We start from the raw sequence: 17,835 nt of genomic DNA on the forward strand, positions 1-17,835 counted from the left end.
AGAGGTGTATGAGAGACAGGGGCGGGGCTGCGCTTCAGTAACCCCGCCGGGGGCGGGGCGCTGGCGGAGTTCGACCTGCGGTCGGCTGTTCGCTAGTCCTCGGGGACGTGTCCCTTCGGACGTGTCCCTGCGTACCCCTGACGGACTAGAGCGGCTTCACGTAGCAGAGGCTCAAGTCGTCGAAGCGGTAGTGGCCGAACTTCTGGGGGGCCGGGGTGTAGCCGCTGGAGGCGTAGAGGGCGATGGCCTCCGGCTGCTTCGTGCCCGTCTCCAGGACCACGCGGGTGCGCCCCGCCGCCTTCGCGTCGTCCTCCAGGACGGCCAGTATCCGGCGGGCGAGGCCGAGACCGCGGGCCTCGGGGGTGACGTACATCCGCTTCAGCTCGGCGTCGCCGTCCTCGTAGCCCGCGCCGTTCCGGTCCATGCTGCGCCAGCCGCCCGTCGCGAGCGCGGTGCCGTTCTCGTCGTACGCGATGACGTAGAGGCCCCGCGGCGGCTCGAACATGGACGCGTCGAGCGGGGTGACGTCGCCCTCGTCGCCGTAGCGCTCCGCGTATTCGAGCTGGACGCGGTCGTTGAGCCTGATCGCGTCCGGGTGCGCGAACGTCACCGTGCGCAGATGGACAGCCGGGGCCGAGGACTGGTGCTGGATACTCATGCGTTCCATCGTACTTCTATGCGGTGTCATGGCGGTCGTGTCGTCCAGTGTGCCGGTATCGTGCCGGGATGCTCACTGTGACCAGCGTGAATGTGAACGGGCTGCGGGCCGCCGCCAAGAAGGGCTTCGTGGAGTGGCTCGCCGAGACCTCGGCCGACGTGCTGTGCCTCCAGGAGGTGCGCGCCGAGGAGCACCAGCTGCCCGACGAGGTGCGGGACCCCGAGGGCTGGCACGTCGTGCACGCGCCCGCCGCGGCGAAGGGCCGGGCCGGCGTCTCCCTCTACACGCGCCGTGAGCCGGACCGGGTGCGGGTGGGGTTCGGGTCGCAGGAGTTCGACGGCAGCGGCCGGTACGTCGAGGCCGATCTGCCGGGCGTCACCGTCGCCAGCCTGTACCTGCCCTCCGGCGAGGTCGGCACCGAGCGGCAGGACGAGAAGATCCGGTTCATGGACGAGTTCCTCGTGTACCTGAAGGAGCTGAAGGCGCGGGCCGCCGCCGAGGGGCGCCACGTCGTCGTCTGCGGCGACTGGAACATCGCCCACCGCGAGGCCGACCTCAAGAACTGGAAGGGCAACAAGAAGAACTCCGGCTTCCTGCCCGAGGAGCGGGCCTGGCTGGACGAGGTCTTCGCGGAGTACGAGGACGTCGTGCGGGCGCAGCACCCGGACGTCGAGGGGCCCTACTCCTGGTGGTCCTACCGCGGGCGCGCCTTCGACAACGACACGGGCTGGCGCATCGACTACCACGTCGCGACGGCGGGGCTCGCCGAGCGCGCGGTGAAGGCGTACGTGGAGCGCGCCGCGACCCACGAGGAGCGGTGGAGCGACCACGCGCCCGTGACGGTGGTCTACGACCTCTAGGCCGCCCGGCGGCGGTCCACGGCCTCCGGGCGGGCCCGCCGCCGTCCCGTCCCCCTCTCCCCGGGGCGTCACAAAGTCCGGCGGAAGGCTGTCCCGGGCCCGCCCGGCATGGCAGATTGCAGTCGCGTACATGACGAAGTGCACGACCAACTGCCAAGGGTCCGGGGGGACTTCATGTCAGGCATGCCGTCGAGACGTGCCGTACTGGTGGGCGCGGCGGGCGCCGGGGCCGTGGTGGCGCTGCCCGCCACGCGGGCGTACGCGGCGCGGGCGCACGCGGTGCGCGAGGCGCGCGGAACGGGCGGCGACGGCGGGATCCCCGCCGGTACGCCGCCCGTTCTGCTGACCGAGCAGGCGACCAGGCGCATCCTCGTGCTCGACCCGGGGCGGCGCGTCTGGGACCCGGCCGCCGATCCGTCGGTGGTGCGGTGGCAGTTCTCGCCGCTCGGCGATCCGCGCTACAAGGACCTGCGCCCGGACGTGAGCTGGGTGTACCCGAGCGAGGCGAAGGTGCGCAGGCACCGGCGGCGTACGTACGTCCTGACGACCGCGTCGTTCGGCTTCGTGGCCGTCGTCGAGCATCCGACGGGCCGGCGGTACTGGGGCGCGGCGCTCGGGCCCGGCGACGATCTGTTCAATCCGCACAGCGCGGAGATCCTGCCCGACGGCAACGTGGCCGTCGCGTGCAGCACGGGCGCGCTGGTGCGGCTGTACGCGGCCTCGCAGGGCCCGCGGGCCGCGCGGTACGCGGAGGCCGTGCTCAAGGGTGCGCACGGGCTGCACTGGGACGGGGCGCGCAAGGCGCTCTGGGCGCTCGGTGACGACGAGTTGGTGACGTACAGGGTCGGCGGGAAGCCCGCGCGGCCCGCGCTGGAGCAGGTCTCCGCGGTCGGCCTGCCGGTCGGCACGCCCGGGAGGACGCCCGGTGGGCACGACCTCTTCCCGGTCGCCGGGCGGCCGGGGCGGCTGTGGGTGACGACCAACGCGGCCGTCTTCCAGTACGACATGAGCGGCGGCGCCTTCGTGCAGGACTTCGCCGGCGCGACGGAGATCTCCCGCAAGTCGGTGAAGGCCGTCGGCGACGACCCGCGCACCGGGCAGGTCGTGACGACCGTGCCGGAGAGCGGTCTGGGGGAGACCTGGTGGACGACGACGGTGGGCGTCCACCGGCCGGCCGGTTCCTACAAGCTGGTCAACGGCGGTATCTACAGGGCGCGTTGGTGGCTGCCCCACTGAGAGGCGCTGAGCGGCGGGATCCGGTCAGGACTGGTTGAGCCTGCGGTCCAGTGCCATCGAGAGCTCCGCCTCCACCACGCTCTTGGCGAGCGGGCGGAGCAGCTCGATGTCCACCTCGGCGCTGTCGGGGAGGTGGGTGCGCATGACCGAGATGAACAACTCCGCGAGCGCGTCGGCGTGTTCGCGCACGCGCTGTCCCGCCTCCAGGACCGCCGACAGCGGAACTCCCTTGCGTACGAGGGTGGATGAGGCCTCCAGGAGGCGGCGGCTGATGTGCACGAGTTCGTCGCCGTCGGTGCCGAGGTAGCCGAGGTCCAGGGCGGCGACGAGGTTCTCCGCGGTGACCTCGCCCGCGAAGTGGTCGGCGAGCTCCTCCGGGGTGAGGCGGACCGGCTGCTCCTCGGTCGGCTCGCCGAGGCCGAGGAGTTCGCCGACGTCGCGGCCCTTGTCGAAGGCGTCGGACAGTTCGGCGATGCCGCTGAGGGTGTGGCCGCGCTCCAGGAGGGCGGCGATGGTGCGCAGGCGGGCCAGGTGGTGGTCGTCGTACCAGGCGATGCGGCCCTCGCGGCGCGGTGGCGGGATCAGCCCGCGCTCGCGGTAGAAGCGCACGGTGCGCACGGTGATGCCGGCCTGCTTGGCCAGCTCCTCCATGCGGTACTCGCGCACGCCGCCTTCGCCTTCGGGTCGGTCTCCTCGGTCTGCCACGCCGGAAGCCTATGTTGTACCGCCGGTAACTTTCTGCCGCCCAGCCCCTACCCATGAGTACGCAGGTGTTCTACGCTCCGGATTGCGCCAGTGGTTACTGGCAGAGTCGGGTACTTCGGGAGGCGGCGGCATGGCCGAGCGCGAGCGTGGCCCTGAGCAGGGGCGCGAGCAGGAGCACGTACGGGTGGCGGTGATCGGATCCGGCTTCGGTGGTCTGGGGGCCGCCGTGCGGCTGCGCCGCGAGGGCATCACCGACTTCGTGGTCCTGGAGCGGGCCGGCGCGGTCGGCGGCACCTGGCGGGACAACAGCTATCCGGGCTGCGCCTGCGACGTGCCCTCGCACCTGTACTCGTTCTCCTTCGCGCCCAACCCCGACTGGCCGCGCACCTTCTCCGGCCAGGAGCACATCTGGGACTATCTGGAGCGCGTCGCCGACACCTTCCGGCTGCGCCCGCACATCCGCCTCAACACCGAGGTGACCCGGATGCGCTGGGACGCCGAGCGGCTGCGCTGGGAGATCGAGACCGGCAACGGCAGCCTCACCGCCGACGTCGTCGTCTCCGCCACCGGGCCGCTCTCCGACCCCAAGACCCCGGACATCCCCGGCATCGACACCTTCCCGGGCAAGGTCTTCCACTCCGCCCGCTGGGACCACGACTACGACCTGCGCGGCAAGCGCGTCGCGATGGTCGGCACCGGCGCCTCCGCCATCCAGATCGTGCCCGAGATCCAGAAGCAGGTCGGCAGGCTCACCCTCTTCCAGCGCACGCCCCCGTGGGTCATGCCGCGCGCGGACCGTGCCATCACCGGCGTCGAGCGCTGGCTGCACAAGCAGCTGCCGTTCACCACGCAGGCCCGGCGCGGGATCCTGTGGGGCATCCGGGAGCTCCAGGTCCAGGCGTTCACCAAGCGGCCCAACGAGCTCGGCATGATCGAGCAGATCGCCAAGCGGAACATGGCGCGCGCCATCAAGGACCCCGCGCTGCGGGCCAAGCTGACGCCGACCTACCGCATCGGCTGCAAGCGGATCCTGCTCTCCAACGCCTACTACCCGGCGCTCGCCAAGCCCAATGTCGACGTCGTCGCGAGCGGTCTGAGCGAGGTGCGCGGCAACACCGTCGTGGCCGCCGACGGCACGGAGACCGAGGTCGACGCGATCATCTTCGGCACCGGGTTCCACGTGACGGACATGCCGATCGCCGACCGGGTGATCGGCGAAGAGGGCCTCACGCTCATGGAGACCTGGAAGGACGGCATGAACGCGCTGCGCGGCGCGACCGCGGCCGGCTTCCCCAACTGGATGACGATCATCGGCCCGAACACCGGGCTCGGGAACTCCTCGATGATCCTGATGATCGAGTCCCAGCTGAACTACATGGCCGACTATCTGCGGCAGCTCGACGTGCTCGGCGGGCGCGCCGCGCTCGCCGCCCGGCCGGACGCCGTGCGCGTCTGGAACGACCGGGTGCAGCAGCGGATGAAGCGCACCGTGTGGAACACCGGCGGCTGCAACAGCTGGTACCTCGACGAGAACGGCGTGAACACGACGGTGTGGCCGGGCACGACCACCGAGTTCCGCGCGGCGACGCGGCGGGTGGACCTCTCCGAGTACGAGGTGATGCGCGAGCCGAAGCCGGCCACGGCGCTGACGGTCGTCGACGGCGCCACGTCCGGTACGGGCAAGGGCAAGGGCGGGTCCAAGAAGGTCGAGGCGGGCGCATGAGCCGACTGACGCATGTCGTGAGCGGCCCCTACGCGCCGCCCGCCGCCGCGCGCGAGCTGTCCGCGGTGTCCGCCGACGGCGCCCGTATCCACGTCGAGGTGCACGGACCCGAGGGGGCGCCCGCCGTGGTGCTCGCGCACGGGTGGACCTGCTCGACGGCGTTCTGGGCGGCGCAGATACGTGCCCTCAGCGCCGATCACCGGGTGATCGCGTACGACCAGCGGGGGCACGGGCGCAGTGCCGCGCCGGTGGACGAGGACGGGTACAGCACCCGGGCGCTCGCCGACGACCTGGAGGCGGTGCTCGCGGCGACGCTCGCGCCGGGCGAGCGGGCCGTGGTCGCGGGGCACTCCATGGGCGGCATGACGATCATGGCGGCGGGCGGCCGTGAGGGCTTCCGCGAGCACGTCGCCGCCGTCCTGCTGTGCAGCACGGGGAGTTCGGACCTGGTCGCCGAGTCCACCGTGGTGCCGCTGCGGGCCGGGCGGCTGCGGACCCGGATCACCCGGTCGGTGCTCGGTTCGCGGGCGCCGCTCGGGCCGGTGACTCCGGTCGCCAGGAAGATCCTCAAGTACGCGACGATGGGCCCCGGTTCGGCGCCGGAGAAGGTGGAGGCGTGCGCGCGGATCGTGCACGCGTGCCCGCGGCGGGTGCGGTACGGCTGGTCGCACGTGCTCGATCTGCTCCAACTGGACGCCGAGGTGGCCGAGTTGCGGGTGCCGGCCGCGGTCATCGCGGGAACGGCCGACCGGCTCACGCCCGTGGTGCACGCGCGGCGCCTCGCGGCGGCGCTGCCGCAGTGCCTCGGGCTCACCGAGCTGACCGGGGCCGGGCACATGACGCCGGTGGAGGCGCCGGAGGCGGTCACTTCGCGCATCAGGGAACTCGTCGGGACGTACGTGCAGGTCGAGGACGTTCAGGTCAAGGAGGGCGCATGAGCAGGGTCAGCCTGGAGGGTCAGGTCGCGGTCGTCACGGGCGCGGCGCGCGGCGTCGGTGAGCTGCTCGCCCGCAAGCTGTCGGCGCGGGGCGCGAAGGTGGCGCTCGTGGGCCTGGAGCCGGACGAGCTGAAGCAGGTGTCGGAGCGGCTGCACACCGAGTCCGACCACTGGCACGCGGACGTCACGGACCACGTGGCGATGGCGCGGGTCGCGCAGGAAGTCAAGCAGCGGTTCGGGAAGGTCGACATCGTCGTCGCCAACGCGGGCGTCGCCAACGGCGGGCCCTTCCTGGAGTCCGACCCCGAGGCGTGGCGCCGCGTCATAGAGGTCAACCTGATCGGCAGCGCGGTGACGGGCCGGGCGTTCCTGCCCGTCCTGATGGAGAGCCGGGGCTACCTCCTCCAGATCGCCTCGCTCGCCGCGATCACGCCGGCGCCGATGATGACCGCGTACTGCGCGTCGAAGTCGGGCGTCGAGGCGTACGCGCACGCGTTGCGGGCCGAGGTCGGCTACAAGGGCGTCAAGGTCGGCGTCGGCTATCTGTCCTGGACCGACACGGACATGGTGCGCGGCGCGGACCAGGACGACGTGATGCGGGAGCTGCGACAGCGGCTGCCGTGGCCGTCCAACAAGACGTATCCGCTGGGTCCCGCGGTGGACCGCATCGTCGCCGGCATCGAACGCCGCTCCAGCCATGTGTACGCGCAGTGGTGGCTCCGGGGGATGCAGGGCATCCGGGGCTACCTGCCCGGCGTCATCGGGGCGGTGGGCCAACGCGAGATGCGCCGCTTCGAGCCGCGGCTCGGCACGATTTCCACGGGGCTCGTGGGGGCGGGGGGCTCGGCGGACGAGCGGGTCCGCACGGGTAGCTGAGCCTTCTACTTCACCTGCGGGGCCCCTGCGGGGCTGAGGCTTCTTCTCCACCTGCGGGCCGGTGGGGCTCCTGCGGGGCTGAGGCTGGGGGTTGTTCCTTTACCGCGGCCCGGCGGGGCTTGCCCCTGTCCCGCCGCTCCGCGGCGGATCGTCCCCACCCAACCGCTCACCCCGCACCGCAGCGGCGGGGCAGGGGCGGGGAGTTCGCCCCTGCGGCACCCCTCGTCGCCGGGTGGGGAGCTTCCGCCGCGGAAGCGGCGGGCAGGAACGTGTGTACCGGCCCGCAGGCGAACAGCCGGCCGCGGCCGGACACCCCGCGCCCCCGGCGCGAACACGAAGGGGCCCCCGGCGTCCCGGGGGCCCCTTCGTGTTCAGGCACAGCGCAGCGTCACGCGTCGTAGTTCTGGTCGAACTTGTCCTGCTGTTCCTGCGCTGCCTCCCGGGCCTGGTCCGGGGCCTGCGAGGCGCGCTCGCCCGCCTCGTCCCGGGCCTGCGAGGCGCGTTCGCTCGCCTCGTCCTGGGCGCCGCCCATGGCGTCCTTCGCCTTGTTGGCGAGGTCCTGGGCCTTGTCCTGGAACTGGTCCTTGATGCCCATGCGATTCACTCCCGTTGTGGGTGAGGGGATGGGGCCTCGACCAGGTTGACACGGGGGAACATTCCGCGCATTTCGATCATGCGGGCCGGGGCGGCAGCGGAGGCCGGCGGCGGTCGGGGACGTCCCCGTAGCCCGGCGGGGTCGCCGCCGGCCGCTGCTCCAGGAGGTCCAGCGCCAGCTGCACCGCGTCGTCGAGTTGGGCGTGCCGGCCCTCCGCCCAGTCCAGCGGCGTCCGCAGGACCTCCAGGTCCGGGGTGACGCCGTGGTTCTCCACGGACCACCCGTACGCGTCGAACCACCCCGCGTTCATCGGCACGGTGATCACCGTGCCGTCCCCGAGCGTGTGCCGCCCGGTCATGCCGACCACCCCGCCCCAGGTGCGCTGCCCGACCACGGGCCCGAGCGAGAGCAGCTTGAAGGCCGCCGTGATCATGTCGCCGTCCGAGGACGTCGCCTCGTCGGCGAGCGCCACCACGGGGCCGCGCGGCGCGTTCGTGGCGTACGAGACGGGCTGGGCGTTGCGCGTCAGGTCCCAGCCGAGGATCTTGCGGGTCAGCTTCTCCACGACCAGCTCGCTGATGTGGCCGCCCGCGTTGCCGCGCACGTCCACGATCAGCGCCGGGCGCGACACCTCAAGGCGCAGGTCCCGGTTGAACTGCGCCCAGCCCGAGCCGCCCATGTCGGGGATGTGCAGGTACCCGCACTTGCCGCCGCTCAACTCCCGTACCACCGCACGCCGTTTGGCCACCCAGTCCTGATAGCGCAGCGGCCGTTCGTTGATGAGGGGCACGATCGCGACCCGGCGCGCGCGGCCCTCGCCCTCCGCCGGCTGGAAGGTCAGCTCGACCGTCGTGCCGCCCGCCGCCGAGAGGAGCGGGTAGGGGCCGGTGACCGGGTCGACCGCGCGCCCGTCGATGTGGGTGAGGACCGCGCCCTCGCGGATGCCCGCGCCGGCCAGCGGCGAGCGCGCCTTGGAGTCGGAGGAGTCGCCGGGCAGGATCCGCTTGACCATCCAGCCGTCGTCCCTGCGCACCAGGTTGGCGCCGAGCAGCCCCATGGCGCGCTGGTAGTGCGGCGGCCCTTCGTTGCGCCGCGCGGCGGAGACGTACGCGTGGGAGGTGCCCAGTTCGCCGAGCACCTCGCGCAGCAGGTCCGCGAACTCGTCGGGGGAGGCGACGCGTTCGACGAGGGGACGGTACTGCGCGAGCACCCCGTCCCAGTCGATGCCGCACATGTGCGGCTCCCAGAAGTAGGCGCGGATGATGCGGCCCGCCTCGTCGTAGGCCTGGCGCCACTCGGCGGCCGGGTCGACCTCGTGCAGGATGCGCCGCAGGTCGATCCAGACGGTCGAGTCGCCGTCGCCCTGCTCGGTGGAGGGCACGGCGCTCAGGTCGCCCTCGTCGACGACCACGAGCCGCGTGCCGTCGCCGCTGAGCGCGAACCAGTCCAGGTGGTCGACGAGTTGCGACTTCTTCGCCTTGGCGATGTTGAAGTATTCGAGGGTGGGCCGCCCCGAGGTGTCGGCCGGGTTGGCGAAGGTCTCGCCGAGGGCCCCGGAGATCGGCCAGCGCAGCCAGACCAGCCCGCCGCCGCTGACGGGGTAGAGGGCCGAGTACTTGGACGCGGCGACGGGGAACGGCGTGACCCGCGACTCCAGGCCCTCCACCTCCACGGTCGTGGTGCCGTCGCCCGAGCCGCTGTCGCCCGGATCGAGGCCCCCGGCGGCCGGGCGCCCGTCGGGCAGCAGGGCGAAGGGGGACGGGGTCGCCGAGGAGAGGGGGACGAGGTAGGGGCGGCAGCCCAGCGGGAAGGAGAGGTCGCCGGTGTGCACGTCGTAGACGGGGTCGAAGCCGCGCCAGGACAGGAAGGCGAGATAGCGGCCGTCGCGGGTGAAGACCGGGTTCTCGTCCTCGAAGCGCCCGTTGGTCACGTCGACGATCGTGCGGGCGCCGGGACCCTCGATGCGGGCCAGCTTGATCTGCCGCAGGGAGCGGCCGATGCCCGGGTGCGACCAGGTCAGCCAGGCGCCGTCGGGGGAGAAGGCGAGGTCGCGGACGGGGCCGTTGATGGAGCGGATCAGCTCGGTGACCTCGCCGTTGGAGTCCTCGGTGGCGTCGATGAGGAGGAGGCGGCCGTCGTTCGAGGCGATGGCGAGGCGCTCGCCGTCGGGGTCGGCGACCAGCTCCTGGACGCGGCCCAGGTCCCCGCTCGCGAGCCTGCGCGGCTCGCGGTCGCCGCTGGCGCGCGGCAGATAGGCGATCTCGACGGCGTCCTCGCCCTCGGCGTCGGTGACGTAGGCGACCTGCCCGCCGGTGCCGAGCATCTCGGGCAGGCGTACGCGCACGCCCGGGGTGTCGGTGATGGTGCGGGCAGGCCCGTCGCGGTGGGTGAGCCAGTACAGGGAGCCGCGGACGACGACGGCGCTGGCCCGGCCCGTGGTGTCCACGGAGAGCGCGTCGACGTGCTGCGCGGCCGGCACCTGGTAGACCCGCCGCCCGGTGCGCGGACCGCCGAGCCGCACGTCGAGCCGGCGCGGCACGCCGTCGGCGGTCAGGTCGTCGACCAGCCAGATGTCGCCCGCGCACTGGTAGACGACGCGGGTGCCGTCGCTGGCCGCGTGCCGGGCGTAGAAGGCGTCGTGGTCGGTGTGGCGGCGCAGGTCGGAGCCGTCGGGCAGACAGGAGTAGAGGTTGCCGACGCCCTCGTGGTCGGAGAGGAAGGCGATGCGTCCGGCGACGAACATGGGCGAGTCCAGATGCCCGTCGAGGCCGGCCAGCAGCTGCTCGCCGTGCATCCACAGCCGGCCCGTAGCCCCGCCCCGGTACCGCTTCCACGCGGCGGGTTCGTGGGGCGGCTTGCCGGTCAGGAGCAGCGTCTTGCGCTCGGCGTCGCCGTCGGCGAGGGAGTCGGTGATCGCGATGTCCCAGACCGGGCCCCAGGGCAGCTTGCCGCCGGGCGAGCCGTCCACGGGCACGCTGTAGGCCCAGCAGAAGTACGAGAAGGGCTGGCCGTGGGAGGAGACGGCGAGGATGTCGCCGTCGGGGGACCAGCCGCAGACGCGGGTGTCGGTGGAGCCCCAGTAGGTCAGCCGCCGCGAGGGCCCGCCGCCGACCGGCACGAGGTGGATCTCCGGGTCGAGGCTGCGCCAGGTCGTGTACGCGATGTGGCGGCCGTCGGGCGAGAAGCGGGGGTGGCTCACCTTGGTCCGGTCGACGGTGAGCCGCCAGGCCCGGTCGGCGGGTGCGCCCTCGGGGGTGAGGGGGGCCACCCACAGGTCGTCCTCGGCGGCGAAACAGAGGCGGTCGCCGCTGAGGTGGGGAAATCGCAGGTAGGCCTGCTCGTCCTGGGCTTCGTCGCGCGCGTCGGTCACCTCACCATGCTTTTCCGCACCGGGGGCACCGGCAACTCGTGACGGGGGTGACGCGGAGCCGTGGCGGGGCACGACGGGGTGCGTGGTGCGGCGCCGCGCCGACCGCGTGACGCAGCACACGTACGAAACCGTTTCGTTTCGATAAGGCGAGGGGATACAGTCTTCGCGTACGAAACCGTTTCGTTCCGCAGTGGGACGTCGAGGAGCAGGAGGCGGGGATCATGGCTGAGCAGGCAACGACGCGGCGCAGCAGGATCACGCCCGAGCGCGAGGCCGAGCTGTACGGGGCCGTGCTCGACCTGCTCCGCGAGGTGGGTTACGACGCCCTCACCATGGACGCCGTCGCCGCCCGCACGCGGTCCAGCAAGGCCACCCTCTACCGCCAGTGGGGGAGCAAGCCGGAGCTGATCGCCAAGGCGTTGCGGCACGACAAGCCGGCGTCCCTCGCGGACATCGACACCGGCTCGCTGCGCGGCGACCTGTACGAGATGGTGAACCGCTCGGACGACTGTCAGATGGAGAAGGACGCCGCGCTGATGCGGGGCCTGTTCCATGCGATCCACGACAACCCCGAACTCCACCAGGCGCTGCGGAACCTGCTCATCGAGCCGGAGCTCACGGGTCTGAACGACCTGATGCGCAGGGCGGTCGAGCGCGGCGAAGTGGCCGCGGACAACCCGGCGCTGGAGTACGTCGTCCACATGATGGTCGGCGGCTTCGTCGCCCGGGACCTCATCGAGGACCGCCCGGTCGACCGCGCGTTCCTCGCCTCGTACATCGACGCCGTGATCCTCCCCGCCCTCGGCGTCTGACCCACCGCACCCGTCACCACCCCCTGTTCCTGACGCGACCGCTCACGTCGTCGGGCTGACACCCCCTGCCCTGCAGTCACCCCCGCGCTGCAGCCACCACGACCTGACCGGGAGTACGCCTCCGTGGCCACTTTCCTCTACAAACTCGGCAAACTAGCCTTCCGGCGGCGGCACTTCGTCGCCCTGATCTGGGTGGCGCTGCTGACCCTCGCCGGGGTCGGCGCGGCGTCCGCGCCCACCGCCTCGTCCAGCTCCTTCTCGATCCCCGGCACGGAGGCGCAGAAGGCCTTCGACCTGCTGGAGAAGCGGGCCCCCGAGGCGAGCGCGGACGGCGCGAGCGCCCGCGTCGTCTTCAAGGCCCCCGGCGGCGAGAAGGTGACGGACCCGGCCAACAAGCGCGAGATCGACAAGACCGTCGCCGCGCTCGCGTCCGGCTCGGACCAGGTGGCCCGCGCGGACAGCCCCTTCCAGGCCAAGACGGTCAGCAAGGACGGCTCCACGGCGTACGCCTCGGTCTCGTACAAGGTCACCGCGATGGAGCTGACCGACGACGACCGTGACGCGCTGGAGAAGACCGTCGACGAGGCGCGCGACTCCGGGCTCACGGTGGAGGTCGGCGGCGACGCGCTGGTGGCCATGCCCGAGACCGGCGCCACCGAGGTCATCGGCATCGCGATCGCGGCGGTCGTCCTCATCATCACCTTCGGCTCGCTGGTCGCGGCCGGGCTCCCGCTGATCACCGCCCTCATCGGCGTGGGCATCGGCGTCTCGACGATCACCGCCCTCGCCGACGCGCTCGACCTCGGCACCACCACCTCGACGCTCGCGATGATGATCGGCCTCGCGGTCGGCATCGACTACGCCCTCTTCATCGTCTCGCGCTACCGCGGCGAACTCGCCGAGGGCCGCGACCGCGAGGAGGCGGCGGGCCGCGCCGTCGGCACCGCGGGCTCGGCCGTCGTCTTCGCCGGACTCACCGTGGTCATCGCGCTGGTCGGCCTCGCGGTGGTCAACATCCCGATGCTCACCAAGATGGGCTTCGCCGCGGCCGGCACGGTCGTCATCGCCGTCCTCATCGGGCTCACGCTCATCCCGGCGCTGCTCGGCTACGCGGGCAAGCGGGTCCTGCCCGCGGGCGCGAAGAGCCGGATGTTCGGCGGCGGCAAGAAGGCCGCGGACGCCGGAGAGCGGGCCGACGGCGCGGAGAAGCAGAACATGGGCACCCGCTGGGCCCGCTTCGTGGTCCGCCGCCCGATCGCCGTGCTGCTCGTCGGCATCGTGGGCCTGGGCGCCGCGGCGCTGCCGGTCTCGAAGCTGGAGCTCGGCCTGCCGGACGACGGCGCGCAGCCCACGTCCACGACCCAGCGCAAGGCGTACGACCTGGTCTCGGAGGGCTTCGGCCCCGGCTTCAACGGCCCGCTGATGGTGGTCGGCGACCTCAAGGGCGCGGACGACCCGAAGGCGGCGGCCGGGGAGATCCAGAAGACGATCGCCCAGCTCGACGACGTCCTGACCGTCGCCCCGCCGATGCTCAACAAGGCCGGCGACACCGCCATCATCAGCGTCGTCCCGTCCTCCAAGCCCAGCGGCATCGAGACCGAGGACCTGGTCCACTCGATCCGCGACTCCGGGGCGAAGATCAAGTCCGACTCGGGCGCCGAGATCATGGTCACCGGCACGACGGCCATGAACATCGACGTCTCGCAGAAGCTCAACGACGCCCTGCTGCCCTACCTGGCGCTGGTCGTGGGCCTCGCCTTCCTGCTCCTGATCGTCGTCTTCCGCTCGATCCTGGTCCCGCTCAAGGCGGCCCTCGGCTTCCTGCTCTCGGTCCTCGCGGCCCTCGGCGCGGTCGTCGCGGTCTTCCAGTGGGGCTGGCTCGGCTCGCTCTTCGGCGTCGAGCAGACCGGACCGATCATGTCGATGATGCCGATCTTCATGGTGGGCGTGGTCTTCGGTCTCGCGATGGACTACGAGGTCTTCCTCGTGACGCGCATGCGTGAGGCGTACGTCCACGGGGAGCGCCCCGGCCAGGCGATCGTGACCGGCTTCCGGCACGGCGCCCGGGTGGTCTCCGCGGCGGCGGTCATCATGATCGCGGTCTTCGCGGGCTTCATCGGCTCGTCCGAGCAGATGGTGAAGATGATCGGCTTCGGCCTCGCGATCGCCGTCTTCTTCGACGCGTTCGTGGTCCGCATGGCGCTCGTGCCCGCCGTCCTCGCGCTGCTCGGCAAGAAGGCGTGGTGGCTGCCGAAGTGGCTGGACCGCGCGCTGCCGAACGTCGACGTCGAGGGCGAGGGCCTGCGCACGGCGGCCGAGAAGGACGCCGACCGCGACCAGGACCCGGACGCCGACCGGGAGCTGGCCCGCGTCTGAGCCGCGCGCCGAGCCGTGCACCATGAGCCGAAGGGGCGGGAGGAATCCCGCCCCTTCGGTGCGCTCAGCGGGTGACGGGCGTGGTGGCGGCCGCGTATGTGCGCCGCAGGAAGCGCAGCAGCGCCGAGGCGTCGAACTGCACGACCGTCACCCCGTCCCGGTCGTGGAACTCCACGACCGTCTGGACCCGGCCGCACGGCCAGACGTGGACGTCGCCCGAGGCCGCCGGGGCCCGCATGCCCTGTTCGAGGAGCTGCCGGGCGAAGACCCGGTCACGGGAACCGGGGAGGCCGACCCGCACCGCGTGCGGGTCGGCCTCCGCGTCGTAGTGCAGGACGACGGGGACCGCGCGGTGTCCCTCGGAGGAGTCCGTGACGAGGTGGGCGCGTGCGTACTGCTCGACTGCGGACATCGCGGAACTCCTCATCCGTTCGGGCACCTCACTAACCAATGTCCCATATGTACGGAATTTTGCTCCGGCCCGGTTTTGCATTATCGGAACCGAAGCGCTCTTGCAAGCGGTTTGCAACAAGCCACATCATGGAACGGTTCACCGGAACGGCCCACCCGAACGGTTCACGAGCGAATCGCCCTGTCCAGGGCCCCTGCCCAGGAGCGCGCGCATGCATGTCCCCGACGGATTCATCAACGCCCCGGTCTCGGCGGCCGCCGGGGTCGTCGCCGCGGGAGCCGTGGCCGTCAGCCTCAAGGGCGCGCGGCGCGAACTGGACGAGCGGACCGCGCCGCTCGCCGGGCTCGTCGCGGCGTTCATCTTCGCCGTGCAGATGCTGAACTTCCCCGTCGCCGCGGGCACCAGCGGCCATCTGCTCGGCGGCGCGCTCGCCGCGATACTCGTCGGCCCCTACACCGGGGTCCTCTGCGTCTCCGTCGTGCTGCTCATGCAGGGCGTCCTCTTCGCGGACGGCGGCCTGACCGCGCTCGGCGTGAACATCTCCGACATGGCGATCGTCACCACCGTCGTCGCCTACCTGGTCTTCCGCGGCCTGGTGAAGGTCCTGCCGCGCGGGCGCCGCTCGATCACCGTCGCCTCCTTCGCCGCCGCGCTGCTCTCCGTGCCCGCCGCCGCGGTCGCCTTCACCCTCATCTACGCCGTCGGCGGCACGACCGACGTGTCCATCGGCAAGGTCGCCACCGCCATGGTCGGCGTCCACGTGCTCATCGGCATCGGCGAGGCCGCCATCACAGCGCTCACCGTCGGCGCGGTCGTCGCGGTGCGGCCCGACCTGGTGTACGGGGCACGGGGCCTGACCGCCCCGCTGAAGCTGCGCGTCGGCGGGGAGCTGGTGGACGCGCCGGCCGCCGCGCCCGCCCCGGCCGCCGCCCGCTCCACCCGCACGGTGTGGATCGCCGGCATCGTCGCCTCCCTCGTCCTCGCGGGCTTCGTCAGCTTCTACGCCTCCGCCGACCCCGACGGCCTGGAGAAGGTCGCCCACGACAAGGGCATCGACAAGAAGGCCGAGGAGCACGCCGCCGCGGACTCGCCGCTCGCCGACTACGGCGTCAAGGACATCACCGACGCCCGCCTGTCCGGCGGTCTCGCCGGCGTGATCGGCGTCGGTGTCACGGTCGTCGCCGGGTCCGCGGTCTTCTGGGCCCTGCGCCGTCGTCGCGCCGCCGACGCCTCCCCGGCCGCCGTCCCGGAAACCGAGCAGGCCCTCCCGTCACCCGCCACCGCCCTCGACCGAGGCCCTTCGGGCCGCACCGCTTCCTGATGGGTGCGGGCCACGCCCACCGGCTCTACCGGCACGGCCACTCGCCGGTGCACGCGCTGCCGCCGCACACCAAGCTCGCGGCGGTCTTCTGCTTCGTGATCGTGGTGGTCTCCACGCCCCGCGAGGCGATGTGGGCCTTCGCGCTGTACGCGGTGCTGCTCGGCGCGGTGGCCGGCGCCGCCCGGGTCCCGGCGGGCTTCCTGCTGAAGCGGCTGCTCATCGAGATCCCGTTCGTGGCGTTCGCGGTCCTCATGCCCTTCGTCGCGCAGGGCGAGCGGGTCGACGTGCTCGGCCTCTCGCTCAGCGTCAACGGACTGTGGGGCGCCTGGAACGTGCTCGCCAAGGGCACCCTCGGCGTCGCCGCGTCCGTACTCCTCGCCGCCACCACCGAACTGCGCGAACTCCTGCTCGGACTCCAGCGCCTGAAGCTCCCGCCGCTGCTCGTGCAGATCGCCTCCTTCATGATCCGGTACGGCGACGTGATCACCGACGAGATGCGCCGCATGAGGATCGCCCGGGAGTCGCGCGGCTTCGAGGCGCGGGGCGTGCGCCAGTGGGGCGTCCTCGCGAAGTCCGCGGGCGCGCTCTTCATCCGCTCCTACGAAAGGGGCGAGCGGGTGCACCTGGCCATGGTCAGCCGGGGGTACGCCGGATCGATGCCCGTCATCGACGAGATCACCGCGTCCCGTGCCCAGTGGACGTACGCGTTGGCCCTGCCGGCCGCCGCCCTTGCCGTCTGCCTGTTGGGATGGACCCTGTGACTGCCGCACCCTCGCTCGACGTGGCCGGACTGGCCTTCGCCTACCCCGACGGCCACCAGGCCCTGTTCGGCGTCGACTTCTCCGTCGGGAGGGGCGAGCGCGTCGCGCTGCTCGGGCCGAACGGCGCGGGCAAGACGACCCTCGTCCTGCATCTCAACGGCATCCTGACCGGCGGCGCGGGCAGCGTCACGGTGGCCGGGCTGCCCGTCGGCAAGCGGCACATGGCGGAGATCAGGCGGCGCGTCGGCATCGTCTTCCAGGACCCCGACGACCAGCTGTTCATGCCGACGGTGCGCGAGGACGTGGCCTTCGGGCCCGCGGCGGCCGGCCTGAAGGGCGCCGAGCTGGAGGCGCGCGTGCTCAGGGCGCTCGGCCAGGTCGGCATGGCGGAGTTCGCCGACCGCCCGCCCCACCACCTCTCCTTCGGCCAGCGGCGCCGGGTCGCCGTCGCCACCGTGCTCGCGATGGAGCCGGAGATCCTCGTCCTGGACGAGCCGTCCTCCAACCTCGACCCGGCCTCGCGGCGCGAGCTCGCCGACATCCTGCGGTCGCTGGACGTGACGGTCCTGATGGTCACGCACGACCTGCCGTACGCCCTCGAACTCTGCCCGCGCGCCCTGATCCTCAGCGAGGGCGTCATCGCGGCCGACGGGGCGACCGGCGAGCTGCTCGCCGACGAGGACCTGATGAGCGCGCACCGCCTGGAGCTGCCCTTCGGCTTCGATCCGAAGTCGGTGAAGGTGGGACGGTAGGGAATCGTCGGTCGTATGCGGGTGTTGGCCTTGTCATGGACGACGTCATAGGTGGGGTGCACGGCACGGTGGCCGCCGGCTTCGAGCCGGTGCGGGACGCCTTCGTGCGGAACTTCGGCGAGCGCGGGGAGCGCGGCGCGGCGGTGACCGTCTACCGCGACGGGCACAAGGTCGTGGACCTGTGGGGCGGCACGAAGGACGTCGACGGGCAGGAGCCCTGGGCGCCCGGCACCGCGCAGATCGTCCGCTCGGCGACCAAGGGCGTGGCCGCCGCCGCGCTGCTCCTGCTGCACCAGCGCGGGGAGCTGGACCTGGACGCGCCGGTCGGCGCCTACTGGCCGGAGTTCAAGGCGGGCGGCAAGGAGCGGGTCCTGGTGCGGCACGTGCTGGCGCACCGGGCGGGCGTTCCCGCGCTCGACCGTCCGCTGACGCCCGCCGAGG

General features: G+C 72.3%; 16 protein-coding genes. 11 read left to right on the forward strand and 5 right to left on the reverse strand.

Annotated features, from left to right (window positions below; genetic code table 11):
• Positions 1-145: 145 nt before the first annotated feature.
• Positions 146-658 carry a GNAT family N-acetyltransferase gene (locus AOK22_RS13960; RefSeq protein WP_055698964.1) on the reverse strand — a complete coding sequence of 171 codons (513 nt, stop codon included), beginning with the start codon at positions 656-658 and terminating at the stop codon, positions 146-148.
• A gap of 68 nt (positions 659-726) precedes the next feature.
• Between AOK22_RS13960 and AOK22_RS13965 the strand changes: the two genes are divergently transcribed.
• Together AOK22_RS13965 and AOK22_RS13970 are read left to right on the forward strand one after the other, a co-directional pair.
• The gene (locus AOK22_RS13965) at positions 727-1,518 is read left to right on the forward strand and encodes an exodeoxyribonuclease III (RefSeq protein WP_055698952.1); all 792 of its coding nucleotides are present in this window, start codon (positions 727-729) and stop codon (positions 1,516-1,518) included.
• A 183-nt stretch (positions 1,519-1,701) separates the two neighbouring features.
• Positions 1,702-2,754, forward strand: coding sequence for a DUF6528 family protein (locus tag AOK22_RS13970; protein WP_244164780.1), 1,053 nt, complete (start codon positions 1,702-1,704; stop codon positions 2,752-2,754).
• Between the two features lie 24 nt (positions 2,755-2,778).
• On the opposite strand, the gene AOK22_RS13975 is transcribed toward AOK22_RS13970, so the two are convergent.
• A complete protein-coding gene (locus AOK22_RS13975) occupies positions 2,779-3,405 on the reverse strand; it encodes a MerR family transcriptional regulator (RefSeq protein WP_055698965.1) in 627 nt (208 codons plus the stop codon).
• A gap of 184 nt (positions 3,406-3,589) precedes the next feature.
• Here AOK22_RS13975 and AOK22_RS13980 point away from each other — a divergent pair, with 184 nt between their 5' ends.
• Genes AOK22_RS13980 through AOK22_RS13990 form a run of 3 tightly spaced genes read left to right on the forward strand, consistent with a single transcriptional unit; the run spans position 3,590 to position 6,995 of the window.
• Positions 3,590-5,182, forward strand: a complete 1,593-nt coding sequence (locus tag AOK22_RS13980) for a flavin-containing monooxygenase (RefSeq protein WP_079036551.1) — start codon at positions 3,590-3,592, stop codon at positions 5,180-5,182.
• Positions 5,179-6,120 (forward strand): alpha/beta fold hydrolase, encoded by a 942-nt coding sequence (locus tag AOK22_RS13985; protein WP_055698954.1) that lies wholly within the window; start codon positions 5,179-5,181, stop codon positions 6,118-6,120. The genes AOK22_RS13980 and AOK22_RS13985 overlap by 4 nt, the downstream gene beginning before the upstream one ends.
• Positions 6,117-6,995: an SDR family oxidoreductase gene (locus tag AOK22_RS13990; RefSeq protein ID WP_055698955.1), complete on the forward strand. Its 879-nt coding sequence runs from the start codon at positions 6,117-6,119 to the stop codon at positions 6,993-6,995. Before AOK22_RS13985 ends, AOK22_RS13990 begins: the two co-directional genes overlap by 4 nt.
• Positions 6,996-7,383: 388 nt before the next feature.
• Here the strand turns inward: AOK22_RS13990 and AOK22_RS13995 are convergent, their stop codons facing one another.
• Together AOK22_RS13995 and AOK22_RS14000 are read right to left on the reverse strand one after the other, a co-directional pair.
• Positions 7,384-7,590 carry a hypothetical protein gene (locus AOK22_RS13995; protein ID WP_055698956.1) on the reverse strand — a complete coding sequence of 69 codons (207 nt, stop codon included), beginning with the start codon at positions 7,588-7,590 and terminating at the stop codon, positions 7,384-7,386.
• 76 nt (positions 7,591-7,666) lie between these two features.
• Entirely contained in the window at positions 7,667-10,960 is a 3,294-nt protein-coding gene (locus AOK22_RS14000) for a S41 family peptidase (protein WP_055698957.1), read from the reverse strand.
• 221 nt (positions 10,961-11,181) lie between these two features.
• On the opposite strand from AOK22_RS14000, the gene AOK22_RS14005 reads away from it, so the two are divergent.
• Entirely contained in the window at positions 11,182-11,772 is a 591-nt protein-coding gene (locus tag AOK22_RS14005) for a TetR/AcrR family transcriptional regulator (protein ID WP_055698958.1), read from the forward strand.
• A gap of 123 nt (positions 11,773-11,895) precedes the next feature.
• Positions 11,896-14,148: an MMPL family transporter gene (locus AOK22_RS14010; protein WP_055698959.1), complete on the forward strand. Its 2,253-nt coding sequence runs from the start codon at positions 11,896-11,898 to the stop codon at positions 14,146-14,148.
• Between the two features lie 64 nt (positions 14,149-14,212).
• On the opposite strand, the gene AOK22_RS14015 is transcribed toward AOK22_RS14010, so the two are convergent.
• Positions 14,213-14,560, reverse strand: a complete 348-nt coding sequence (locus AOK22_RS14015) for an SsgA family sporulation/cell division regulator (RefSeq protein ID WP_055698960.1) — start codon at positions 14,558-14,560, stop codon at positions 14,213-14,215.
• 211 nt (positions 14,561-14,771) lie between these two features.
• Between AOK22_RS14015 and AOK22_RS14020 the strand changes: the two genes are divergently transcribed.
• The 4 genes from AOK22_RS14020 to AOK22_RS42690 all read left to right on the forward strand — a co-directional run.
• Positions 14,772-15,881: an energy-coupling factor ABC transporter permease gene (locus tag AOK22_RS14020; RefSeq protein ID WP_055698961.1), complete on the forward strand. Its 1,110-nt coding sequence runs from the start codon at positions 14,772-14,774 to the stop codon at positions 15,879-15,881.
• A complete protein-coding gene (gene cbiQ / locus AOK22_RS14025) occupies positions 15,881-16,642 on the forward strand; it encodes a cobalt ECF transporter T component CbiQ (RefSeq protein ID WP_055698962.1) in 762 nt (253 codons plus the stop codon). Before AOK22_RS14020 ends, cbiQ begins: the two co-directional genes overlap by 1 nt.
• Positions 16,630-17,394 carry an energy-coupling factor ABC transporter ATP-binding protein gene (locus AOK22_RS14030; protein WP_193433290.1) on the forward strand — a complete coding sequence of 255 codons (765 nt, stop codon included), beginning with the start codon at positions 16,630-16,632 and terminating at the stop codon, positions 17,392-17,394. Before cbiQ ends, AOK22_RS14030 begins: the two co-directional genes overlap by 13 nt.
• A gap of 35 nt (positions 17,395-17,429) precedes the next feature.
• Positions 17,430-17,835, forward strand: a 406-nt coding sequence (locus AOK22_RS42690; RefSeq protein ID WP_425264025.1) for a serine hydrolase domain-containing protein, incomplete at its 3' end; no start/stop codon positions are given.

This window comes from Streptomyces silaceus (assembly GCF_001419745.1).
Taxonomy (GTDB): domain Bacteria; phylum Actinomycetota; class Actinomycetes; order Streptomycetales; family Streptomycetaceae; genus Streptomyces; species Streptomyces silaceus.